Source organism: Yeosuana sp., from assembly GCF_057126245.1.
Map to the genome: position 1 here is coordinate 42069 of NZ_DBNGMQ010000054.1, position 25011 is coordinate 67079.

Consider the following 25011-nt stretch of genomic DNA (forward strand, 5'->3'; position numbering starts at 1 on the left):
TAGAAAGCTTTATTTTAAAGCGTTTCGTTTTTCGAAATCTCTCTAAATGCTCTTACTTTAGCTAAAAACTGAATTGCATTTTCAATATATTTGGAAGCAAATTCTTGAGTAGGTGCATACTCTTTAATTTGGAATATCAATTGAGAAAAGGATGTTCCTAAATTTAGTTTTTCATTAGAACCAAAGGTTTCATCAAACTGACTAATGATACCGGCCTGTGTGTTCGTACTAATATTTTCGGCTAATAATAACGCTTTCGCGGAATTCACCATAGAACTGTAAGCATGATAAATAGCACTTGAATACACCTTATCATCAAAAGAAACTTTGGCATCATCAATCTTTTCTTCGCTTTCTAAAAACAAGGTTGAAATTAAATCGATAACCACACCTGCACATTCCCCAACTCCAATAGCTTTTTCGTATTTTTTATTGGCTCCCCAGTCAATAAAATCGTCTTGAGTTAAATTGGTAACATCTTGAAGGTCGTTTAACAAATCATAAAAATAACGTTCACCTGTTACTTTATAATAATCTACAAATCGTTTGCCGTTTGAATGTTCTTCAAAATCATTCAGTATTCTTCGTAAGGCTTCTGGGCCTCTTCTACTTGGAATTTTAACCACCTTATCTGCAAAAAGTCCGTTACCATTACCTAAATTTCCGCCACCTAAAAGTACTTGCAATGCTGGCGCTACCAATTTATCCGGTGTACGAACCGACATTCCCTGAAACCCAATATTTGCCATGGTATGTTGCCCACAAGCATTCATACAACCACTTATTTTTATGACTAAATCTTTGTTTTCTAAATACTGAGGGTATTCTGCTTTTATAACGCGCTCCAATTCAGCGGCAACACCGGTGCTGCTTGCAATTCCTAAATTACACGTATCTGTACCTGGGCACGCTGTAATATCTACAGCTTTGTTATAGCCTGCTTCTGTAAAACCAAGCTTTTCTAATTCATTATAGAAAAACGGCAGTAATTCTTCTTTAATAAAAGGAATTAATATGTTTTGACGTAATGACAAACGTATTTCTCCTGCAGCATAATTTTCAACTAAATCGGCAAGCAACCTTGCTTTATCGGTATAAAAATCCCCCAAAAGGACTTTAATACCAATCGCTACATACCCTTCTTGTTTTTGAGAAATTACATTTGTTGCTTTCCACGTTTCAAACGCTTTTACATCGTTAATCTGAACGTTGGGAGCTTTAATCGAAACAGGTTTTGAAGGCACATACGTATCGGCATCAATTTCAACCGATTTATATTCAATCGCATTTTGCTCTTCGTTGACTAAAACTCTAAAAGCCTCTAAGCCAATATCTTTAATTAAGAATTTTATACGTGCTTTAGCTCTACTTTTACGCTCACCATGTCGATCAAAAACTCTTAAAACACCTTCCATAACTGGAATAATTTTATCTGAAGGTAGAAAACGGTATAGCTCATCGGCATGACGTGGTTGAGAACCTAATCCGCCACCAAGCATCACTTTAAAACCGCGAACGCCGTGTTTAATTTTAGCGATAAACCCTAAATCGTGCATATAGGAAAGTCCCGTGTCTTCATCGGATGATGAAAATGATACCTTAAACTTTCTCCCCATTTCCTGACAAATAGGATTTCTTAAGAAGAATTTGAAAACAGCATCGGCATATGGCGATACATCAAACGGTTCGTTAACATCGATACCCGCTGTTTCTGAAGCGGTTACGTTTCTAACTGTATTCCCACAAGCTTCCCTAAGGGTTACATCATCTTTTTCCAAATCGGCCCAAAGTTGTGGCGTTCTGTTTAAATCAACATGATGAATTTGGATGTCTTGACGTGTTGTAATATGCAAACGCCCACGCGAATATTCATCAGATACATCGGCAATTCGACGTAATTGATTACTCAATACTTTTCCGAAAGGTAATTTAATACGAATCATTTGAACACCTTGCTGACGTTGACCGTAAACACCTCGTGCTAAACGAAGACTTCTGAATTTTTCTTCATCTAATTTGCCGTTATTGAATAACTCAATTTTTTTTGATAATTCAATAATATCCCTTTCGACAATAGGATTCTCTATTTCCGTTCTAAAACTTTGCATTACGTACCTGACCTTTCCTATAAATAGGAAAGAATTTTTTGTTATTATTTATTGAATAAACCCTGCTCCAACAGTGTTATTTGATTGTTTATCTATTAATATAAATGACCCGTTTGTTCTATGATTTTTAAATTGATCGTAAAAAATAGGTTTGTTTAATTTAAATGTAACCTGCGCAATATCATTCACGTTTAATCCCGTTACATCCTCTTCAATACCTGAATAATCAGGATTTATTTTATGATGGATTTTATCAACTTTTGCCAACACTTTGTTTACACCATGTTGAACGACATACTTTCCGCCTGGTGATAACTGCGTTGAATCCATCCAACAGACATTAGCGGTGAATTGTTTTTCTACAACTGGTAAATCATCATCCTTTACTATCATATCGCCACGGCTCACATTAATATCATTCTCTAAAGTGATTGTAACTGATGAGCGTCTTGAGGCCGTTTCATATTTTTTATCAAAGAAATAAATGTCCTTTATTTTAGATTTTGTTTGAGATGGCAGCACAACTACATCATCACCGACACTTAAATTACCACCATAAACCTTACCAGCATAGCCCCTGAAATCGTGAAATTCTTCTGTTTTAGGACGAATGACATATTGAACAGGAAAACGAGGTGTTCCAATATTGAAAATATCTTTCTTATCTAAAGCCTCTAAATGCTCTAACAAACTTTGTCCAGTATACCAAGGCATATTTTCAGATCTGTTTACCACATTATCACCCTTTAAAGCACTTACAGGAATGAAGGTTATTTTTTGATCTTGATAATCTCTCTTGCTCATCAATTCGGTGAAATCTGCTTTAATTTTGTTGTAAACGTCTTCTGAATAATCTACCAAATCCATCTTGTTAATAGTCACTACAACATCTTTAATTCGCAATAAATTATTAATGAAAAAGTGACGATTTGTTTGCTCAATCACACCTTTTCTGGCATCAATCAAAATAACTGACGCTTGTGATGTTGAAGCTCCGGTTACCATGTTACGCGTATACTCTACATGACCAGGTGTATCGGCAATAATATAACTTTTTTTAGCTGTTGAAAAGTAAATATGAGCCACATCAATAGTAATTCCCTGTTCTCTTTCTGCAACCAAACCATCGGTTGCTAAAGAGAAATCTAAGTAATCATATCCTTTTTGTTTACTTGTTTTTTCAATGGCTTCTAACTTATCTGTAGTTAATGATTTTGTGTCGTAAAGTATTCTACCTATTAAGGTACTCTTTCCGTCATCTACACTTCCTGCTGTTGCAATTTTTAATACTTCCATTATTTTTTCCTTTGTGCTTTACGCTTTAAGCAATCCGACTTAATCTAAATATTTTTTTAGCTTTTGACTAAAAGTACCCTTGTTGTTTACGTTTTTCCATAGCGGCTTCAGAGCGTTTATCGTCTATACGAGCCCCGCGTTCTGAAATGGTGGAATCTCTAATCTCCTGCACTACGCTCGAAATATCAGTTGCTTCAGAAAATACGGCCGCGGTACAACTCATATCGCCAACGGTTCTGAAACGTACCATGCGCTCCAACACTTCTTCATCATCTTCCTGATATACAAATTCCGAATGCGACCAAATCAATCCGTCACGTAAAAAGACTTTTCGCTTATGAGCGAAATAGATAGATGGAATCTCAATATCTTCTTCTTCAATGTAAGACCAAACATCTAATTCTGTCCAGTTTGAAATTGGGAAAACACGTACATTTTGGCCATGTTCAATTTGACCATTTAACATGTCGAACAATTCTGGGCGTTGATTTTTCTCATCCCATTGACCAAAATCATCGCGAACAGAGAAAATTCGTTCTTTAGCTCTTGCTTTTTCTTCATCACGTCTTGCTCCGCCAATACACGCATCGAATTTAAACTCTTCAATGGCATCTAAAAGCGTTGTTGTTTGCAAAGAATTTCTACTTGAATATTTTCCCGATTCTTCTTTTACTTTCCCTTCATCAATTGAGTCTTGAACATTTCTCACAATTAATTCCAGACCTAATTCATTAACCAATCTATCTCTAAATTCAATAGTCTCTGGAAAGTTATGACCTGTATCAATATGCATTAAAGGAAATGGGATTTTGGCTGGATAAAACGCTTTTACAGCAAGCCTTACCAAGGTTATTGAATCCTTTCCTCCAGAAAATAACAACACTGGTTTTTCAAATTGTGCTGCTACTTCTCTCATAATATAGATTGCTTCGTTTTCAAGCGAATTTATACGTGATGTATCTTTATTCATTGTATTCATTTTTCATTTATCCTACGCGTGTAAACCACACTCTCTGTTTTCTAAAGCTTTTGTTGGATCAAAATATTTAAATTCATTAGGCAACTTGTTCTCTTCTAAATATGTATCTAAATCTATATCTGTCCAATAGTAAAAAGGACTCACTTTTAAAATTCCATCTTTACTTAAACTAAAAATGCCTATGCTATCTCTAAAAGCTGTTTGCCCTTGACGTAAGTTGGTGAACCATACTTTAGGTTTATGCTCCTCCATAGCACGTTTAAAGGGCTCTAACTTAACTTGCTCAGTAAATAAGGCATGTTGTGGATCGTCAATGCCAGGAATTCCCAGCACAACATCTCTATGAGCTGACGTTTGCTTTGGAACATACAAATGCACGTTTAATTTTAAATCTTCAATAACCTGATTTGCATGTTTGTATGTTTGCGGTGTATTATAACCCGTATCGCACCAAACCACAAAAATATTTGGTTTCTCCAAATTTACAGCATATAATATGGCCGCTTCGTATGGCCTGAAATTTGTTGTCACTACAGCGTCATCACTCAATTCCAAAGCTTTTTTAATAATTTCAGATGGTTTTGCTTCTTTAAATAGAAGATTTAAGTCCTTTATTTGATCTTGTGTTATCATCTCACTAACTGTTATTTACCCCATTTAATTGAATTCCAAATTCGCTCATGGAAAAAATACAACACCATTTTGGTCACTAATTCTATAGATCCTATGGAAAAGGCTAAATCTAGTTTTCCAGTAATAAACCAAGATATTAAAATGGTATCTAAAGTCCCTATGATTCTCCAGCTTATAGATTTTATAACACTACGCCCAGGTTTTTCTGAAGCGACATCCGTTTTATAAGAAGATTTCTCTTTTTCTCTAGAATTTGTTAACACGTGCCCAATCATTTTGAATTGTATTATATTATTCCTATAGATTTAATAGGGAATACAAAAATAAAACATTTTGTAACATAAAAAAGAATATTGCAAACTTTTTAGAATAATGAAATTATTTTAGAATAAACCGAAGAATAAAAACAAAAAATAAGGCTTATTTTAAGAAATAAACAATTATTTTTTGGCAGATAGATCTTCTAGAGTGGTATTTCTAAGGACTTTAAGTGTGCTATCTCTAACTTGAATCATCAACTTATTTACGGTACATTGATCTTCATTTGGACAATCATCACACTTCTCATAGAAGTTTAAACTTACGCAAGGCACCATAGCAATTGGCCCCTCTAGAGCACGCATCACATCAGCCATAATAATTTCGGAAGGCTTTTTAATTAAGTAATAACCTCCATGTTTCCCTTTTTTAGACCCTAAGCAACCCGACTTTCTTAAGGTTAATAATATACTTTCTAAAAATTTTTGAGGGATTTGTTCACTTTTGGCAATTTCACCTACTTGAACAGGCTTATCACCACCACTTCGTGCGATATAAGTAAGTGCTTTTAATCCGTATTTAGTTCTTTTAGAGAGCATGACGTAAAGATAGTTAATTTAACGCTTGCTTCAAATCTTGTATAATATCATCAACATGCTCTAATCCAACTGAAATTCTAACCAAACCATCAGTAATACTTACTTCTAACCTATCTTCATCTGATAATTTACTGTGGGTTGTCGATGCCGGATGTGTCACAATACTTCTGGTATCCCCTAAGTTTGCAGACAAAGAACACATTTTAATAGCATTTAAAAATTTACGCCCAGATTGAATACCTCCTTTTACTTCAAAGGCAACAATATTACCTCCCAATTTCATTTGCTTTTTAGCTACTTCGTATTGCGGATGCGATTTCAAAAACGGATACTTTACCCAATTCACATTAGCATGTGCTTCTAAAAACTCGGCTACTTTTAGTGCATTCTCACAATGTTTATCGACTCTAACAGAAAGCGTTTCCAAACTTTTCGATAATACCCAAGCATTAAATGGTGATAATGCAGGTCCCGTATTTCTCGAAAATAAATAAATGTCTCTTATTAATTCAGCATTACCAACAGTTACGCCACCTAAAACACGTCCTTGTCCATCAATTAATTTGGTTGCAGAATGAATGACTAAATCTGCTCCAAAATTTATGGGTTGTTGTAAATATGGCGTCGCAAAACAGTTGTCTATAATTAAAATTAAATTGTGCTTTTTGGCAATGGTTCCTAACACCTCTAAATCTATGATATCAACCGCAGGATTTGTTGGCGTTTCAGCATACAATATTTTGGTGTTTGACGTAATAAAACTTTCAATCGTTTCTGGCTTATTAATATCGTAATAGCTAGTTGAAATATTCCACTTTGGAAGATACGTCGTAAACAGCGCATGCGTAGAACCAAAAACAGAACGCGCAGACACAATATGATCGCCACTATTTAACAAAGCCGCAAAGGTTGAAAATACGGCAGCCATACCAGTAGCAAACGCATAACCACTTTCTGCGCCTTCCATTTTGCAGATTTTTTCAACAAACTCAGATGTATTCGGATTTGAAAAACGACTGTAAATATTACGTTCCTTTTCTTCGGTGAAAGAAGCGCGCATATCTTCGGCATCTTCAAACACAAAACTGGATGTTAAGTATAACGGTACAGAGTGTTCTAAAAATTCACTCCGTTCCAATTGTGTTCGAATCGCTTCTGTTTCAAACTGCTTTCTTTCCTCACTCATAATTCTAATTTATATGCTTAGATAACCTCAAAATATCACCAAAAACGCCTCTAGCCGTAACTTCAGCACCAGCGCCAGCTCCTTGAATAACAATAGGTTGCTCTCCATAAGATTCTGTAAATATTTCAAAAATAGCATCACTCCCTTTAATGTGTCCTAATGTACTATCTTCTGGAATGGACACTAATTTCACTTCTAAGTTTCCTTTGTCCTGAGATAAATCTCCTGATAAATCTCCAATATATCTTAACACATGTCCTGGTTTTTGAGCATCTTTAATTGACTGAAATTCATCATCTAACGCATTCAATTGTTTTAAAAATTCAGCAACCGAAATATGTTGATATTGTTCTGGAATTAAATTTTGAACCGACACATCTTCAAACTCATTATGCAAATCTAATTCTCTTGCCAAAATTAACAATTTTCTAGCGACATCATTTCCTGAAAAATCTTCTCTGGGATCGGGTTCTGTAAACCCTTTATCGATCGTTTCCTGAACAATCGTGCTAAACGCCTTATCTTCTACTGAAAAATTATTAAATAAATAACTCAAAGTTCCTGAAAAAACCCCTCTAATTCTAGTAATATTTTCACCAGATTCGTGTAATAGTTTAATCGTATCAATTAACGGCAATCCAGCACCAACAGTCGTTTCATATAAATACTGTTTATTATGTGCGTTTAATTGTTCCCGTAAATCTGTATAAAATTGATGCGAAATCGTGTTGGCTATTTTGTTGGACGACACCAAATCGAAACCAGCTTCAACCAACGGGACATAATTTTTATAAAAAGTTGAGCTCGCTGTATTATCGACCGCAATTAAATTTTCTAAATGGTGTGTTTTAGCAAAATCAATAATGGTTTTAATAGAACTGTCTGTCGAAGATAATTGAATGTCTTTACTCCATTTTTTATTAACGCCCTTTTTATTTAGGAGAAGTTGTTTAGAATTGGCGATGGCAAACACATTCAGATTAATGCCTTTTCTTTTTTCAATATCGATTTTCGATTTTAAAATCTGATATATGAGAGCGCCACCAACTAAACCATGACCAAAAATGGCGATGTTTATTTTCTTAGAAATTCCGAAAATCTCACCATGAATCACATTCAAGGCTTTATGCAACTGATTTTTCTTCACAACCAAACTTACATTTCTACCAGTCACCGTATTGTTGAATAGCAACGGTGTTATTTGATTTTTTATTAAGGCATTAAATGGCTTATGAAACGAACTTAACGCAATGCCGATAATTGAAATCACTGATACATCATCAACCACACCTATTTTATTAACATCTTGTGAATAAAAATCTTTTTCAAACTCTCGTTCTAAGGCAATAACGGCTTTAGTAGCTTGGTCAGCATTAATAATTAAACCAATACCACGTTCTGAAGACCCTTGAGAAATAATACTAACGCTAATATCTTTACTAGCTAATGCTCCAAATATTCTGGCATCTACACCACTTTTACCTAATAGACCTCTACCTTCTAAGTTTAACAAGGCTACATGATCTAAAACCGATAAAGATGTCACTTCTTTAGAATTTGGTTTTGCTGTGATTAAAGTCCCTTCATCATCTGGATTAAAAGTATTTAAAATGCGTAAGTTGATGTTTTTTTCAACTAACGGAATGATAGTTTTGGCATGCAATACAGTCGTTCCAAAATTGGCTAACTCATTAGCTTCTCTAAATGATAACTCTCTAATTTTTTGAGCATCTTCGACCAAATCTGGATTTGCTGTATAAATCCCGTTAACATGGGTGTAATTTTGTAACTCTTCGGCATCCAAAAAATTCGCTAATAAAGCCGCCGTGTAGTTACTACCATTTCGTCCAAGCGTTGTAGTTTCATTTTTCAAATTAGACGCAATAAACCCAGCAATAATATTCACAACACCCCGTTCGGTATTTTTATAATAATTTTTAACATTGTCTTTCGACAATTGATTAATAGGCTGTGCATTACCAAAATTACCATCGGTTTTTAATAATTCCCTCGCGTCAACAGCAGTCGCCTTTATGTTTTTTTCATTTAATAAATGAGCTATCAGATTTACAGAAAGTAATTCACCTTGAGCCAAAATTTCATCTTTTGTTTTTTGACTGTAATCACCAAGTAAGCTTACGCCCTCAAACAATTTATCTAAGATTAAAAACTCCTTTGAAAAATCTACAGTTTTTAAAGGTTCTGTTTGGTAATCTTTAAAAGCCTGCAAATCTATTTTATAAGACTTTCCTTTTGAAGCGCGCTCTAAAATATCTTCTAAATCATCAGTTGCTGAACCTCTCGCCGAAACCACAACTGTTATTTTGTCTCCTGCATTCACCTTGCTTTCAATAATAGAAATTACCGTTTGTAATCCGTTACCGTTAGCTAAAGATTTTCCTCCAAATTTTAATACTTTCATTTTTCTTTTTTTATGACTCGGCACAAATATGCCCTCTATAATTTTTTCTAGTTGTTCGTATTCCATTAAAAACGCATCATGACCGTGTACCGAATGAATTTCATTATACGTTACATTTGGATTTGATACCGCTAATTGCTTGTGTGTTTGTCTGTTTTCTTCGGCTGTGAAAAACAAATCTGAATCGACACCTACAATATGAATGTTTGCTTCAATGTTTTCTAAAACATTAAAATCGGTTGGTCTGTTTTTAGTAACATCAATACTTTTTAACAGTTGATTCATTAACTTATAAGCAGATAATTGAAATCGCTCTTGCAATTTTTTACCATGATGCAACAACCAACTTTCTACATTAAAAATTTCTGAATCTGTTTTTTTTGACCGTTGAAATCGCTCATTAAAAGACTCTGGCGTTCGGTAGCATAACATGGCGTGCATTCTGGCATCATGAACCGGGTTTTTAGAATTTAATAAGAATTGTTCTTGAATTTGGCAATTAGCAATCAACCAATCCGTAGATTTCCAATCGGTTGCAACAGGTATTAAATGCTCGGTAATATCGGGTTTTAAAACCGCCATTTCCCATGCAATACCACCACCTAAAGAACCACCAATTAAAGCAAAAAGCTTGTTGATTTTTAATTCGTTTAAACCTATTAAAAACAAACTTGCGATGTCTCTAGCGACAAAATCTTTATAGCTATCTATTACAAAACTATCAAAACCATTACCCGGTATGTTAAAGGCTAAAACGGTGTACAATTTAGTATCGATAACCTTGTCGTCTCCTACCAAATCTTTCCACCAGCCATTATCTCCTGCCACATTACTATTCCCTGTTAATGCATGATTCACTAAAACAATCGGTGCAGACCCTAAAGGCTCACCAAAAAGTTGATAACTTAGTTTTATTTCAGAATTAGCAACCTTACTTTCTGTTACAAAATCTTTAATAATGATATGATGTAATGACTCTTTCAAGATTTATCCCTTTTATTAAATTTTAATGAATGCGGCTTTTAAATCGGCTTTTAAATCTTCAATATATTCAATTCCTACAGACAAACGAATTAAATCTTTTGGAACACCCGCTGAGACTTGTTCGTCATCGGTTAATTGTTGATGCGTTGTACTTGCCGGATGAATAATCAATGATTTCGTATCACCTATATTTGCTAATAATGAAAATATTTTAGAATTATCTGCAATGGCTTTCGCCGCATCAAAACCTCCTTTTGCCCCAAAGGTAACAATTCCACTTTGTCCTTTAGGTAAATATTTGTCAGCTAACGATTTGTATTTACTAGATTCTAACCCCGGATAATTTACCCAAGCAACTTCCTCCTGTTCTTCTAACCATTTGGCTAATTCTAATGCATTGGCAGAATGTTGCTTTATTCTAACCGGAAGGGTCTCTAAGCCTTGAATAATCTGAAAAGCATTAAACGGACTAAGAGCTCCTCCAAAATCTCTTAAGCCTTCCAAAATCAATTTGAAGGTATAAGCAGCAGCACCTAAAGCTTCATGATAGACTAACCCATGATAACCATCTGATGGCACTGTAAATTCAGGAAATTTTCCGTTCGACCAATCAAAGGTACCGGCATCGATAATAGCACCTCCTAACGACGTTCCTTGTCCGCCAATATATTTGGTAAGTGAGTGTATAACGATGTTTGCCCCATGCTCTATAGGATTTAAAAGTGATGGTGTAGCTACCGTATTATCAACAATAAATGGCACTCCAGCAGCTTTAGCATGTACAGAAATTGATTTTAAATCTAATACATCTAGTTTTGGATTCCCCAAAGATTCAACAAAGAAAGCTCTGGTGTTTTCTTGAACTGCTTCAGCAAAATTATCTGGATTATCGGCATCTACAAACGTGGTTGTAATTCCCAATCTTGGTAACGTAACTTTTAACAAATTAAAGGTTCCTCCATATAAACTGCTCGAGGCTACAATATGGTCACCAGACTTTAATAAGGTTAACAGTCCTGTTGAAATGGCGGCCGTACCTGATGCAAAAACAACAGCACCAATACCTCCTTCTACGGCTGCAAGACGATCTTGTAATATTTGGTTTGTTGGATTATTAAGTCTGGTATAAATAAACCCTAATTCTTTTAAAGAAAACAAATTGGCTGCATGATCTGAATCATTAAAAACATACGACGATGTTTGATAAATTGGAACTGCTCTAGCCCCTCCATTTGCAGCGACATCATGTCCTGCATGTAATACTTGCGTTGCGATTTTTTGTGTACTCATTTTTCTAATTTTTTGAATTAATAAATAATTAAACCAAAAGTCAAATGCATCAAAATTTGATGTGCTTAATAGAAAAATGTTAAAAAGAAATTTAAATTACAAAAGTAATTTTGTTTGGTTATCTATCTAAAATCAGAAAAATGATTTAAGTAGAATTTAGCACCTTCTTTACAAGTAAAGGGTTGCTAAGGCTTCAATGGGTCTAATCCCTCCACCTTTCTTGATAACATTCCAATAAGTATTTGAACTTTGCGAGTGCAAATATTCGGTTAGAAAAATTTAAAATCCAAATTATTATTGAAAAAAATTAAAAAAATGTTATTTCTTCAGCAAATTAGCTTCAAACTTATCTTTTATTACTAAACCAATTGGTTTACTTTCAATTTTTGACTCTAACCAAGAAATGATATCCAAATACAAGAAAGCTCTACTTTGGTAGGGATCGTTTTCAAACTGTTTTAACTTGTTATGAAGTTTTATAAATTCCCTTTTGACTTCATGGGGATAAATATCGCCTAAACCTCTTAAAAATTTAATAAATTCCTTTTGAACCTCATACAAATCTTCCATCTTAATTAAAAACTTATATGTGCTTCTAATTAAAACATCTAAATTATAATCGATTCCTGCTTCGTAATGCGCTACCAAATTTAAAATTCTAGAAAAACACAATAAATCTTCACGCATTTGAAGTGATTTATTACTTATTATTTTTTCTAAAAAGTGAATGCACTTTTTATTTTCACCAGCACCAAAATACATGCTAGCGATCTTATAATAAAAGACCATAATATGATGCTCATCTATTCTATCTTTATAATTTTTTAATTGATCTAAAACTTCCTCTACTAAAGGCAAACCTTGTTTAAAACTACCTTCAATAAAATGCAAATTAAATTTGTTATTGTAGATGTATAAAAATTTTAGCCCCTCAACATTATCATCTAAAGGAAACCATTTTTCTTGAGTAATAGTTTCTAATCTTAAAAGAGATTCTTTAAATTTTTCATAATGCCTTAAATAAAACAAGGCTTCTAGAAGATAGTGATTCCCTCTTAAAAAAAAGACAGGATGTAAAACAATCATATCTTTATTATCATAAAATAAATCGACCCATTTAGAGGCATATTTGTAACAGGCCAAAAAATCTAAGGTTAAAAAGCTATACCATAAATATGCTTTGTACAACCACAATTTTTCTCGTGTTCCCAGGGTGTTAATATCATATTTTGGAAGTCTATCATTAAAATATTTAATAACGCGTTTGCTTTCCTTATCGTTTTTCACATAACCCGTTTTTAGAAACAGACCATAAAGTTGTAGAGACAAATTAGATAGTTTACTTGCTAATACATTTTGTTGACTTAATTCTTTGGCCTGAATAGACAGTTCATCAGCTCTATTACTCAAACTTCTCGTAATATATTGAGATTCGATAACTTTTTCAAACTCAACAATTTCATACGCCACATTTTTTTCTTCATTATTTATGGCCAAATTTTTAGCTTTTTCTAATATTTTTAAACTTTGCTTATATAATCCTTTGTGATATAAAATAGTGGCAAAATCTAATTGTTCGCGAATCTGAATTCTTATGGTTTGATGAGAAGGATTTAATCTTAAACTAATTAAAATTTGCTTATATAAATGAGCTTTTAAATTAGATAATTGTTGCTTTTTTACAATGCCTTTTTTAAGAATGGCGTCTTCATCATATATTGATAATTTTTCTAATATATTAAAAAGCATTAGAAATTTAGAATCTTCGTTAACACCTAATCTTCCTACATAAAGTTTAAACTGTCTCTTCTCAGATTTTGACAGTGATTTTACTAATACAAACAGATTATCTTTTTGCTCTTTCGTCATAGTTATAAAAACAACATTAACTAACTGTAAAACAGTATTTTAAAATTACACAATATAAGTTAAACATCGTAAAAAATATATGTTGAATTCTACATTTAGGAAACCAAAATATACATTCGTATAACAATAAGAAAATTTATTTTAATAAATGTTAGATAACAACGTACAAATTTTTGATACAACCCTTAGAGATGGAGAGCAAGTTCCTGGATGTAAGTTAAATACAGAACAGAAATTAATTATTGCAGAACAGTTAGATTTTTTAGGTGTTGATATCATAGAAGCTGGTTTTCCAGTATCGAGTCCAGGAGATTTCAAATCGGTTGAATCTATATCAAAACTAGTAAAGCATGCGACTGTTTGCGGTTTAACACGATCCGTTGAAAACGATATTAAAGTGGCCGCAGAAGCCCTAAAATACGCTAAAAAAGCAAGAATACACACAGGTATAGGAACCTCAGATTCACATATAAAATTTAAGTTTAAATCTAATCGTGAAGACATTTTAGAAAGAGCTTTTAAGGCTGTGAGTTATGCGAAATCATTTGTTGAAGATATTGAGTTTTATGCAGAAGATGCTGGAAGAACTGACAACGATTATCTGGCAAGAATTTGTGAAACCGCTATTAAAGCAGGTGCTACAGTTTTAAATATTCCAGATACTACAGGTTATTGTTTACCTCATGAATATGGCGCAAAAATAAAATACCTTAGAGAGAATGTTAAAGGTATTGATAAAGCAATATTATCTTGTCATTGTCATAACGATTTAGGTTTGGCTACTGCAAATTCTATAGAAGGTGTTATTAATGGTGCCAGACAAATTGAATGTACTATTAACGGCATAGGTGAACGTGCAGGCAACACAGCACTTGAAGAAGTTGTGATGATTTTAAAGCAACATCCATATTTAAATTTAGATACGCATATTAAAACTGAAATGCTTTATGGCATTAGTCAATTAGTATCTGATAGTATGGGTATTTATACGCAGCCAAACAAAGCTATTGTTGGAGCAAATGCTTTTGCCCACAGTTCTGGCATTCATCAAGATGGTGTTATTAAAAATCGTGAAACTTACGAAATTATTGACCCTAAGGATGTTGGTGTTACAGAATCATCTATTGTTTTAACAGCAAGAAGTGGAAGAGCTGCTTTAGCTTACAGAGCAAAAAATATTGGATATGAATTAACAAAATTGCAATTGGACGAAATTTATTCTAACTTTCTTAACTTTGCAGATAAAAAGAAAGAAGTTGATGATTCAGATATTCATCAAATTATTGAATCAAGTAAAGTTTATAAAGAAATTATTTCAGCGTAAACACTAATAAAGCCAAAATGAAACTACATATTGCGGTACTGCCAGGTGATGGCATAGGACCAGAAGTCATATCACAAGCCGTTAAAGTATTACAAGCCGTTGCTATGGAGTTTGGTCATATATTCACATTTGAATATGGTTTGGTAGGTGGTATAGCAATTTCAAAAACTGGCACTGCTCTGCCTGAAGAATCACTATCAATGTGTAAAAAAGCAGATGCTATTTTATTTGGTGCTATTGGAGAGCCTAAGTACAATTTCGATCCAGATGCTAAAATACGACCAGAACAAGGTCTTTTAAAATTGCGTAAAGAACTCGATTTATTTGCTAATATCAGACCGGTAATTGCTTATGACGATCTTCTAAATCATTCTCCTCTAAAGAATAAGTGCATTAAAGATACTGATATCATGATATATCGTGAATTAAGTTCGGGCATATATTATGGTGAAAAAACATTAAGCGAAGACGGACAATCTGCTTCTGATATTTGTAAATACACTTGGTTTGAGATTGAACGTATTGCTCATTTAGCTTTTAAAGCTGCCCAGTCAAGAAGACGAAAACTTACCTTAGTTGACAAAGCGAATGTACTTGAAAGTTCTAGGCTTTGGCGTAAAGTGTTGCTGAAGTTAGCGCCTCAATATCCCAATGTTACTTTAGATTTCTTATACATAGATAATGCCGCCATGCAACTCATTTTAAATCCAAGGCAATTTGATGTTATTTTAACCGAAAATATGTTTGGCGATATTCTTTCTGAAGAAGCAAGTGTTATTGTTGGTTCTATTGGTTTATTGGCATCCGCCTCATTAGGGCCAAAATATGCAATGTTTGAACCTATACATGGAGCCTACTCTAAAGCAACCGATAAAGGCATTGCCAACCCTATCGCTTCCATATTATCTGCAGCCATGTTGCTAGATCATTTTGGATTGCTTGATGAAGCTGCTTTAGTGAGACAAGCTATTGAAAAATCAATACAACTTCATATCACTACACCAGATTTAAATACGAAGTATGATAATATCTCAACTAGTAAGGTTGGTGGTTTTATTGAAGATTTTATAAATCATCCGGATGAAACAAACTTAAATTTTACAAATATCCATTTAGGACAATCTACAATTATTTAATTATTTTGAATTAGTCACAAACAAATTAAACTAAACTAACTAATTTGGATTTTGAAAGAGCATCGTAACGATGCTCTTTTTATTGTAGTAATAATTTCTTTTAATTTTTCTAAATTAATCAAGAACCGATAATCATACGCGAATTTTTGCCGAATATTTTCTTCAATATGAAAACAATCAGCATACTTATAAATACAGATAGTACCAGAAGTACAAAGGCTCCTAAAATAATATTGAAGGGCTCAATAAATTCAGCACCTGAAATAAATAAAAATAAAGGTGATATGGCGTAAAGAATTGTTCCGTGAATAAAATAAATAGAAAATGAATCTCTTGCTATTGGAAACATCCATGGTGGCTGCTTATCTCCAAGTGCTTTAAAAAGCATTATAAAAATAAGTGCAAAGCAAATTTTTTGAATATAAAAAACCAACTCTCTTAAAGACACTTTACCTATTAGATCAATCTGATTATAATAGAAATAAAACAAAACTATAGTACATATAAAAACTACAGTAAGAATATACAAACTATACTTTTTTACCAATTGTAACTTAGTTTCTAAATCTTTACCCAAGTACATCCCGAAAGCATAAGCTCCCGTGAAATATAACATGGTTTCTATTCTAAAAACATACTCTGTTAATACTTGCACTCTAGAAACATACAGGGGCATTATTATAATTAAAGAAAATAAAAGTTTTGTTACTCGATTCTTTGTTTGAAGAAATTCTAAAACTGGCGTAATTAAATAAAGAAATATTAAAACCGGAATATACCATAAGGCGAAATTAACCTTTCCAAAAATCAAGTTTTGAAACACTTTTGAAGAATAGTAAATAATTCCTTCTTGAAAACCAGAAACGTAATTAAACTTTATTTTAATAAGTGTAAGTACCAAAGTAACAAAAATATAGGGTAATAAAATATTTTTAACCTTACTACTATAAAAAGTATAATAGCCTTTTGGTTTTAACACTTTTGTAAACAACACTCCTGAAATAATGGCAAAGTAAATAGTACTATCATGATAAAATATTTCACTCATTATGATAATTGGAGCCGTGTCATCAAAATTACCATAAGCTGATATAAAGGCAGCAGCAACGGCATGACCCAGCACAATTTTCAGAATAGCAAGTCCTCTGAAACTATGTAGATAACCTAAGAAAATAGGTTCTGTAACTTTAATAGTTTTATTTTCGCTCAAATAACAATTTTTAATATAAATTAAAAATAAAAGAATATAATAAACGAAACACTACACAAGTTATATTTTTGAAATAAATAATTAAAATACTATTTCAGTAAGTTTTAAAAATTTAAAGAGAAGAGCGCCGTCTCTAACAATGCGCTCTTCTTATAAATGTAAAATGAACTCTCATTTTACGGCTATTAACCACTTAAAATTTTCACCTCATTAATTAAGCTTTTTAAAAAATTAATGAGTGAGTTTAATTAAATGTTTATAATTCTCTTTTTAGAAACTTTATCTATAATATTTAAAAGCATATTTTTATTAATAGGCTTTGTTATAAATTCATTAGCTCCAGCTTCAATAGCTACGCGATTATCTTCTATTTCAACAAAAGCCGATTGTATTATTATTTGAACCTCTTTATTTAGTTTTCTAATTATAGATGCAGCTCCAATTCCATCCATTTCGGGCATTCTAACATATTAACAACTGCATTATTCACTTCTACAGGAAACCCTTCATTAGCATCTGTGCTTAACAAGGCTATAAGTGCATTTTCATACAATGCACTAAACCGTTTTTCATTGTTTTTGATACGGATTGTCTGCTCTTTTACTTCTTTACGCAATTATTCTTTATATGTTCGTAAAACATTTTCTACTGTTTTTTTTCTCTTTATTATCTTTCAATAAACAAACCGCATAATTATTATTAAGTACTTTTTGAGTTTGCCCTGACAACGTCATAGCTAATTGTTCCCTATTCTCAGTTTTTAAAAATATTTTATAATCTTTTATACTACCAAATTCTAGAAGTATACCACAAATATTAAAAAGTTCGTTTTCATCAGTGAATAGATTAGTCAATTTTGAAAAATCTGCAAATACTTGTTCTTTTGTAACATTAAAAGTCATAGTAAATTGATTATTAACATCAACAATTAAGCGCTCTGATAAATCGAAAACAATAATAATGTCGTCACTTAATTCATAAATCACATTTAGTAAAGGATATAAAGCTACGTTACCGTATAATAGTGATAATTGGTCTGTCCTCATTTTCTATTGTGTATTAAGTTTAATTAAAACATAGACAAACATCATTACGCAAATTAGATGCCAACATTAATAAATATCATATTTTATAAGTTAATACATTGTTTTTCAATAGCTTATATTTTTATATTATATAAATTTTATTCTAATTATACAACACAAAAAACTACGATATTTCGTGTTTACACGAAATATCGTAGTTTTTTGTGTTGTGATCTTATTATCCGTTTTTTAAAATATTGAGCTTCTTTATTCTGGATTCTAAAGTTGTTGGTTTTAATCCTAAAATTTTGGCTGCTCCGTTTTCACCTCTTATTTTACCTTTTGTTTCCTCCAATACTGTTGTAATATAATTGCGCTCAGCCTGCTCTAAAGTTATAAACTTATCCTTTAATACTACTTCCTCATTATCACCTAAAAACCATTTCCCTAACCGAAGTTGTTCTCCATGATTTAATATCATAGCCCGTTCAATAACATGCTCTAATTCTCTAATATTTCCTGGCCAATTATAGCTTATCAATCTATCAATACTATTTTTATGAACTGATTTAATTGTGTTTCTTATTTTGTTATTATACTTATTAATAAAATGACTCGTTAAAATTGGAATATCGATTTTTCTGTCTCGCAATGGCGGACAGGTTATTGGAAACACATTTAACCGGTAATAGAGATCTTGTCTAAATTTACCTTCAATTACCAATCCTTCTAAATCTCTGTTGGTTGCCGTAATTATTCTAACATCTACTTTAATAGTCTTTTCTCCCCCTAAAAGTTCAAATTCCCTTTCTTGTAATACACGCAACAATCGTGTTTGAAGATTAATAGATAAATCACCTATTTCATCCAAAAAAATAGTGCCTTTATCAGCCAATTCAAAACGGCCAACTTTTCTATTAAAAGCACCCGTAAAAGCGCCTTTTTCATGTCCAAAAAGTTCACTTTCAATTAATTCGGCGGGCAGGGCAGAACAATTAACTTTAATTAACGGTTTGCTTTTTCTATCACTAGCCTCATGTATTGCTTTCGCAATAAGCTCTTTTCCTGTGCCAGTTTCTCCAAGAACTAATACCGTAGTATCTGATTTTGCAACTTGTTCAACCTGCTTTAATATTCCCCTCAATAATTTACTCGTTCCTATAATTTCATGAAAATTACCTTCTAATTTTAATTCTTCTTTTAAGTAAATATTTTCTGCTTCAATTTGTTCCTTTAATTCTAACAACTCATTTAAGGCATTCTCCAACTGTTCCTGTGCATTTTTACGGTCTGTAATGTCTCTAATTACTCCAATTAAAAATTTGTTTTTATTAGAATCAACATATCGTGTTTTTCGTGTAGAAATTATTTTTGATGGCCCATCTCTAACTGTAAGCGACTCCTCAACTATACTCTCTTTCCCTATTTTAATTACTCGATTATCTTCCTTTAAAAAAGCTTCACGTTCTTCTTGAGAAACATGTTCTACTAATGTTTTACCAATTATTTTATCTCTATCTAGCCGAAAAAGTTCACAAAACGAATTGTTAACCATAAGCAGTCTGCTCTCTTCATCCTTAACAAAAACAGGATCACCAATGTTATTAATTATATTATCAAGATAAATCCTATTTACTTCAACCTCTTCCTTGGACTTAATAAGTGCAATTTCTGCCAGTTTTTGTTTCGTAATGTCTTGAAATATGCCAATTAATTTAACTGGTTTGCCATGCTTTAATATTACTTCGCACGTTGTACGAACATAGATATGACGACCTTTGGTCGTGTGGGTTTCAAGTTCAAGATCGTAACCTTTTCCTTTTTCTATAGCTAATTTTAGAGCTTCTGAAATAATTTTACGAGATTCAGGTAAAAAATAGTTTACACCAGCATCGACCGTTGGATTAAATTTTGATGGAGACGTATCATGAATATGATAGGTTTCATTGGTCCAAAATAAATTACCGCTGGCAATATCTAATTCCCACCCTCCTACTTTAGCAATTTTTTGAGAAGCTTCCAATAATAAGGTGCTTTGACGTAATTTTAACTCTACTTGCTTCCGTAACGTATTATCATGTGCCGTAGTAAGTATTGCTTTTTTTCCTTCAAATTCAATTATTGTAGCAGAAAAATTAACCCATTTCGTTTCACCAGTCTTTGTAATTATCTTTAATTCATAATTTTCAAGCACTTTTTTTCCAGAAAATCTCATTCGTGCTCTTTCTTTAACTATCTCTTTAAACTCTGGAGCTACTATAGCTTCAACATCTAAATTTTCAGCTTCCTTTTTTGTGTAACCCGTTAGTTTTTCCCAATATTGGTTAGCATAAAGATATCCTTTACCCGAAGTAGATCCAAAAATTGCTATAGACACGTTAGCTGTTTCAGCTAAATTTTTAAAATTTTGTTCGCTTTTTTCCAGAGCTATTCGCGTAACACGTTCTTCAGTAACATCTAAATAAGAAATAATGAATACATCATCACTATTTTTATAGGCCTTTGTTCCGTTTATTAATACATGACGAATTTCTCCAGACTTCGTTTTAATAGTAAAAGGTTGATTGAATATTCTTCCTTCTTTAATTCCTTTTTTAAATAATGTTATAAAATTTTTCTTATTTGCTGAAATATTATTTGCACGAAAATTTTCAACATTTAGCAATTCGTCTTTTGTATACCCAAAGAGTTCACAATACTTTTTATTCAGAGCTAATCGTTTTTCTGATTTGACATCGAAAATAGAAATTGGTATTGGCGAATTATCAAAGGCTATAGAAAATTTTTGCTCAGATTCTTCTAAAGCTTCTTTTGTTAATCGCTCTTGAGTAATATCTACTAGCGTTAAAAAACATTCATCTCCGCCTGGGGAGACAACCCCTTCAACAAAGACATATAATGGTTGATTTTCTTTAACAGAGATTATAATATTACATGTTTGTTTATTTTTATTTGCAAAAATATTTTCAAAAAAATCGTAAAAATCAGTACGTGATTTTTCAGATAGAAAAAGGGCAAATATTTTTTTTATTAAATGCTCCCTTTCCCTTGCCAGCATATTTGCCGCAGCAAAATTTACTTTGATAATTTCTCCAGTATTAGAAAGCGTTAAATAGCCGGTAGGTGCAAAATCATAAAATTCGTTAAGCTTTTCTTCTGAAATTTCTACCTTTTCTTTTTCATTAATAATTTCATCCGTTTGTAATTCTAATTCTATCTTATGCACTTCTAATTCATGAATAAGACTCAATAAATCTCCCTCAAAACCTGAATCCTCCACCTTACCTGCCTTTGTTTTCAAAAGCTCTTCAGCCTTTTTACGAAAGTTTTTAGTAAAAGTTGAATTCTCCTTTTTCATTTTTTATCAATTTTATGATCACGCAGAATTTTAATGGTCTCACTGAGTTTTAATTCCATTTTTTTGAATTTTGTGATATCAATAAATGTGATTACCAGACCACCAATGTGGTCATCAAAAGTACGATAGGGCATGATACGTACTGCAAACCATTTGTTATCATTAGCGTTGATAGCCTTTTCTATCGTTATAAGTTTCTTTAAAACTTCATTGGCATCCCTTAACATCTCAGGATATTTTAAACTTGAAACCAAATCTGTAAAAGGTCGTCCAATATCTAAATCTCTAATTTTGAATATGTCAGAAAGTTGTTCGGTAAAACGGCGAATATTTAAATCTTTATCAAGAAATAATGCAGCAACATCTATACTATCTAAAAGATTTTTCATATCATTTTTTGCGACAATATAATCAGCCACTTTAGTTTGTAACTCAGTATTAATAGTCTGCAATTCTTCGTTTAAGCTCAACATTTCCTCTTTAGATGTTGTATGTTCTTCATTCGTTGACTGCAATTCTTCATTTGTAGATTGCATCTCTTCATTTGTTGATTTCAATTCTTCCTGTGCAGCTTGCATGTCTTCGTGTAAACTTTGTATTTCTCCTTTAGCCTTAAGTAATTCAATCATTAATTCTTCTTCTTCAATTGCTAAATCAACAACATTTGTTTTTAAGTTTTGAAAGTTTTCCTTTTGAATATGGGTAACATCGTTGAAAACTATTATGATAGTTTCTCTAATAAATTCGGGCTTATTAATTAATTGAAGTGTCACGTTTACTACTCTCTTACTATCATTTACCCCAATTGCCAAATTATTCAATTCTAAAGGCTCCTTAATTTCCTTTACTTTTTGTATCGCTCGAGGAAGCATGTTCCTTAAGCCTTCTCGTGCCATGGCATATATATTCATGTTGGCTTTTCCGGCTGCAGGTTCTAAATATTTACCGGTGCGGCCATTAATATATAAAATATCGCCATCACTGTTTACTAATACACTTGGAGGTGTGTATTTCTCAAGTAATAACTGGTTAGCAACTGTATGAACATTTTCAAACATCTTTTGGGATTTGGGAGTGCGAACTAAACGTTTTGTTGGTTGGATAAAAGAATCTGGAAAATCTAATATTTCATGTTTATCCCTTTCAGAATTTTTATATATTTTTAAACTTCGATCTAATTCTTTAAACTTATTGTTTTCAGAATTTATATTTTCTGCCGTACCAAGCACCATAATTCCTCCTCCATTTAAACTATAATGAAATAAATTCATTAGTTTTTTTTGCAATTCCGGTTGCAAGTAAATTAATAAATTTCGGCAAAAAACAAGGTCTAACTTCGTAAATGGTGGATCTTTTATCACATTTTGTTCTGCAAACACAATCATTTCGCGAATATTTGCCTTTACTCGAAATCCGGTTTCCACTTGATCAAAAAACATATTGATACGTTCTGATGGAACCGAGGCCATACTGCCATTAGTATAAAATCCCTTTCTAGCTTTTTCAATAGCCTCAATATCAATATCAGAAGCAAATATTTGAAAAGTAATATTTTTTTCATTTTTAACTTTTTCGTATGCTTCCATTAATATAACTGCCAGTGAATATGCTTCTTCACCAGAAGAACAGGCAGAAATCCAAGCTCTTAAAACATACCCGTTTGGTAAAGCTTTAAAAAGTTCTGGCAGCACCCTTTCCTTCAATTTATCCCACAAACTTGCATCACGAAAAAAACTAGTTACACCAATCAACATTTCTTTAAATAGTATATCTAGCTCAATCGGGTTATCTTGTAAAAACCAAACATAATTTTCAATTTCAGTAATTTGATGCACATTCATACGTCGCTCTATACGACGATAAAGCGTATTTTTTTTATACAATGAAAAATCATGTTCTGTACGTAACCTGAGTAGAAGAATTATTTTTGAAAGATTATTTTCGTTCTTTCTGAAAATTGAATTTTCACTCAATTTTATTCCTAGGTTTTTAAGAAAAGAAATCAAATGTTTAGGAAGTTCATTTGCCGTAGCTAAAACATCTACAGAAACAGCCTTTATTGCGCTTTTTGGCATGCCATCAAATTTCGCGTCTTTAGGGTCTTGCACCAGTACAAATCCACCATTTTCTTTGATAGCTTTTAATCCTGAACTACCATCTAATCCCATGCCCGAAAGTACAACACCTATACCGTTTTCATTCTGGTCATTAGCTAATGAGTAGAAAAAATAATCAATAGGTGAGTGTAATCCATCTAAAGTAATCGCCTCAAAAAGACGCAGATGTCCATTTAAAATAGACATACTTTTGTTTGGTGGAATAACATACACATGGTTTGACTTTACCTTCATAAAGTCTCTCACTTGAAGCACTTTCATTTTGGTTTCCCGTTGTAAAATTTCTGACAATATTCCCTCCTGGTTTGGATCGAGATGCTGAATTACTATATAAGCGAGCCCACTGTTTTCAGGCACATTGTTAAAAAATATTTTCAATGCTTCTAAACCACCAGCCGATGCACCAATACCAACTACAGGAAAACTTATTGATTTAGAATCTTGTTTTTCTAAAGGCTCAGAAATAGGATTTAATTTTTTAGTTGTGTTCTTTTTCACATTTTATATATTAGAAGCATTATCTTATTCTCAAATTATAATTTCTTTAACTGTCCAATTAGAATTTTTACATTAATTATATTTGATTTTGCATTTTATTATCTCTAACACATTATAATATTACATGTGGCATCCTATTTTAATTCAATAAAAAACTACCTTTCAAGTAAGTTATTGTAAATGTTTATACATTTTATAAAAGAAGAATACTTACTTATATCAAAGATATCTTAAAAAGATTTATTTAAAAAGGAAATACAAATTGCTTGCTGTCTTTATAAAAATGTAGTTCTTATGATAAAATTAAGAATTTTCTCTTAAACTAACTTAAAAATACATCTGTAATAATAGAAAGTAATTTATTTTTATCTATAGGTTTTTCTACAAAATAATTTGCACCACATTCAATTGCTGATTCTTTTTCTCCGATCTCAACATAGGCCGATTCAATAAATATTTGAACATCCTTATTTATTTCTCTAATTTTTCGGGTAGCTTCAAGACCATCCATTTCGGGCATTTTAATATCCATTAGAATCAAATCAATATCTTTATTCGCCAAATACAATTCTACAGCTTCTTTTCGGCTTGAAGCAAATAATAATTCCTTTTTAACATCCTTAAGAATTAGGCTAAAGTAGGTTCTTACTAATTCTTCATCATCTGCAATGAGTATTTTTAACTCTTTGATGCTTTCTTTATTATAGAATCAGTAAACG

General features: G+C 32.3%; 19 protein-coding genes and 1 riboswitch. Of the genes, 2 read left to right on the forward strand and 17 right to left on the reverse strand.

Going from position 1 to position 25011, the window contains the following annotated elements:
- Positions 1-14 precede the first annotated feature (14 nt).
- The 10 genes from AC15TD_RS06530 to AC15TD_RS06575 all read right to left on the reverse strand — a co-directional run bounded on the left by AC15TD_RS06530 (position 15) and on the right by AC15TD_RS06575 (position 13624).
- Positions 15-2108 carry a HEPN domain-containing protein gene (locus AC15TD_RS06530; RefSeq protein ID WP_484451332.1) on the reverse strand — a complete coding sequence of 698 codons (2094 nt, stop codon included), beginning with the start codon at positions 2106-2108 and terminating at the stop codon, positions 15-17.
- A 48-nt stretch (positions 2109-2156) separates the two neighbouring features.
- Positions 2157-3404: a sulfate adenylyltransferase subunit 1 gene (locus AC15TD_RS06535; protein WP_484451333.1), complete on the reverse strand. Its 1248-nt coding sequence runs from the start codon at positions 3402-3404 to the stop codon at positions 2157-2159.
- 67 nt (positions 3405-3471) lie between these two features.
- On the reverse strand, positions 3472-4374 hold the full coding sequence (gene cysD, locus AC15TD_RS06540; RefSeq protein ID WP_484451334.1) for a sulfate adenylyltransferase subunit CysD: 903 nt from the start codon (positions 4372-4374) through the stop codon (positions 3472-3474).
- Positions 4375-4395: 21 nt separating this feature from the next.
- Positions 4396-5016 (reverse strand): phosphoadenosine phosphosulfate reductase domain-containing protein, encoded by a 621-nt coding sequence (locus AC15TD_RS06545; protein ID WP_484451335.1) that lies wholly within the window; start codon positions 5014-5016, stop codon positions 4396-4398.
- 11 nt (positions 5017-5027) lie between these two features.
- On the reverse strand, positions 5028-5291 hold the full coding sequence (locus AC15TD_RS06550; RefSeq protein WP_484451336.1) for a DUF2061 domain-containing protein: 264 nt from the start codon (positions 5289-5291) through the stop codon (positions 5028-5030).
- 165 nt (positions 5292-5456) lie between these two features.
- On the reverse strand, positions 5457-5873 hold the full coding sequence (locus tag AC15TD_RS06555) for an RrF2 family transcriptional regulator (RefSeq protein WP_484451337.1): 417 nt from the start codon (positions 5871-5873) through the stop codon (positions 5457-5459).
- Between the two features lie 13 nt (positions 5874-5886).
- A complete protein-coding gene (locus tag AC15TD_RS06560; protein ID WP_484451338.1) occupies positions 5887-7059 on the reverse strand; it encodes a trans-sulfuration enzyme family protein in 1173 nt (390 codons plus the stop codon).
- Between the two features lie 4 nt (positions 7060-7063).
- Entirely contained in the window at positions 7064-10465 is a 3402-nt protein-coding gene (thrA, locus tag AC15TD_RS06565) for a bifunctional aspartate kinase/homoserine dehydrogenase I (protein WP_484451339.1), read from the reverse strand.
- Positions 10466-10480: 15 nt separating this feature from the next.
- Entirely contained in the window at positions 10481-11755 is a 1275-nt protein-coding gene (locus AC15TD_RS06570; protein ID WP_484451340.1) for an O-acetylhomoserine aminocarboxypropyltransferase/cysteine synthase family protein, read from the reverse strand.
- Between the two features lie 115 nt (positions 11756-11870).
- Positions 11871-11985: riboswitch (SAM riboswitch) on the reverse strand.
- An 88-nt stretch (positions 11986-12073) separates the two neighbouring features.
- Positions 12074-13624: a hypothetical protein gene (locus tag AC15TD_RS06575; protein ID WP_484451341.1), complete on the reverse strand. Its 1551-nt coding sequence runs from the start codon at positions 13622-13624 to the stop codon at positions 12074-12076.
- 148 nt (positions 13625-13772) lie between these two features.
- Here AC15TD_RS06575 and AC15TD_RS06580 point away from each other — a divergent pair, with 148 nt between their 5' ends.
- Entirely contained in the window at positions 13773-14948 is a 1176-nt protein-coding gene (locus tag AC15TD_RS06580) for a 2-isopropylmalate synthase (RefSeq protein ID WP_484451342.1), read from the forward strand.
- A 17-nt stretch (positions 14949-14965) separates the two neighbouring features.
- Positions 14966-16084, forward strand: coding sequence for a 3-isopropylmalate dehydrogenase (gene leuB / locus AC15TD_RS06585; RefSeq protein WP_484451343.1), 1119 nt, complete (start codon positions 14966-14968; stop codon positions 16082-16084).
- Between the two features lie 118 nt (positions 16085-16202).
- On the opposite strand, the gene AC15TD_RS06590 is transcribed toward leuB, so the two are convergent.
- The 7 genes from AC15TD_RS06590 to AC15TD_RS06620 form a co-directional block, all read right to left on the reverse strand.
- The gene (locus AC15TD_RS06590; RefSeq protein WP_484451344.1) at positions 16203-17294 is read right to left on the reverse strand and encodes an acyltransferase family protein; all 1092 of its coding nucleotides are present in this window, start codon (positions 17292-17294) and stop codon (positions 16203-16205) included.
- A 248-nt stretch (positions 17295-17542) separates the two neighbouring features.
- A complete protein-coding gene (locus tag AC15TD_RS06595; RefSeq protein WP_484451345.1) occupies positions 17543-17746 on the reverse strand; it encodes a response regulator in 204 nt (67 codons plus the stop codon).
- Positions 17719-17910: a hypothetical protein gene (locus AC15TD_RS06600; protein ID WP_484451346.1), complete on the reverse strand. Its 192-nt coding sequence runs from the start codon at positions 17908-17910 to the stop codon at positions 17719-17721. The genes AC15TD_RS06595 and AC15TD_RS06600 overlap by 28 nt, the downstream gene beginning before the upstream one ends.
- Before the next feature lie 7 nt (positions 17911-17917).
- Positions 17918-18340, reverse strand: a complete 423-nt coding sequence (locus tag AC15TD_RS06605) for a hypothetical protein (protein ID WP_484451347.1) — start codon at positions 18338-18340, stop codon at positions 17918-17920.
- Positions 18341-18557: 217 nt separating this feature from the next.
- Positions 18558-21677, reverse strand: a complete 3120-nt coding sequence (locus AC15TD_RS06610; protein ID WP_484451348.1) for a sigma 54-interacting transcriptional regulator — start codon at positions 21675-21677, stop codon at positions 18558-18560.
- Positions 21674-24292: a CheR family methyltransferase gene (locus tag AC15TD_RS06615; protein ID WP_484451349.1), complete on the reverse strand. Its 2619-nt coding sequence runs from the start codon at positions 24290-24292 to the stop codon at positions 21674-21676. The genes AC15TD_RS06610 and AC15TD_RS06615 overlap by 4 nt, the downstream gene beginning before the upstream one ends.
- 322 nt (positions 24293-24614) lie before the next feature.
- Positions 24615-24983 (reverse strand): response regulator, encoded by a 369-nt coding sequence (locus AC15TD_RS06620; RefSeq protein WP_484451464.1) that lies wholly within the window; start codon positions 24981-24983, stop codon positions 24615-24617.
- Between the last annotated feature and the right edge of the window lie 28 nt (positions 24984-25011).

Bases quoted from the DNA above. Each gene is read 5' to 3' on its own strand.
- AC15TD_RS06550 (WP_484451336.1), bottom strand. From the start codon at position 5,291: ATGATTGGGCACGTGTTAACAAATTCTAGAGAAAAAGAGAAATCTTCT.
- cysD (WP_484451334.1), bottom strand. From the start codon at position 4,374: ATGAATAAAGATACATCACGTATAAATTCGCTTGAAAACGAAGCAATC.
- AC15TD_RS06560 (WP_484451338.1), bottom strand. From the start codon at position 7,059: ATGAGTGAGGAAAGAAAGCAGTTTGAAACAGAAGCGATTCGAACACAA.
- AC15TD_RS06555 (WP_484451337.1), bottom strand. From the start codon at position 5,873: ATGCTCTCTAAAAGAACTAAATACGGATTAAAAGCACTTACTTATATC.
- AC15TD_RS06570 (WP_484451340.1), bottom strand. From the start codon at position 11,755: ATGAGTACACAAAAAATCGCAACGCAAGTATTACATGCAGGACATGAT.
- leuB (WP_484451343.1), top strand. From the start codon at position 14,966: ATGAAACTACATATTGCGGTACTGCCAGGTGATGGCATAGGACCAGAA.
- AC15TD_RS06580 (WP_484451342.1), top strand. From the start codon at position 13,773: ATGTTAGATAACAACGTACAAATTTTTGATACAACCCTTAGAGATGGA.
- AC15TD_RS06535 (WP_484451333.1), bottom strand. From the start codon at position 3,404: ATGGAAGTATTAAAAATTGCAACAGCAGGAAGTGTAGATGACGGAAAG.
- AC15TD_RS06595 (WP_484451345.1), bottom strand. From the start codon at position 17,746: ATGGATGGAATTGGAGCTGCATCTATAATTAGAAAACTAAATAAAGAG.
- AC15TD_RS06605 (WP_484451347.1), bottom strand. From the start codon at position 18,340: ATGAGGACAGACCAATTATCACTATTATACGGTAACGTAGCTTTATAT.
- AC15TD_RS06545 (WP_484451335.1), bottom strand. From the start codon at position 5,016: ATGATAACACAAGATCAAATAAAGGACTTAAATCTTCTATTTAAAGAA.
- AC15TD_RS06530 (WP_484451332.1), bottom strand. From the start codon at position 2,108: ATGCAAAGTTTTAGAACGGAAATAGAGAATCCTATTGTCGAAAGGGAT.
- AC15TD_RS06610 (WP_484451348.1), bottom strand. From the start codon at position 21,677: ATGAAAAAGGAGAATTCAACTTTTACTAAAAACTTTCGTAAAAAGGCT.
- AC15TD_RS06575 (WP_484451341.1), bottom strand. From the start codon at position 13,624: ATGACGAAAGAGCAAAAAGATAATCTGTTTGTATTAGTAAAATCACTG.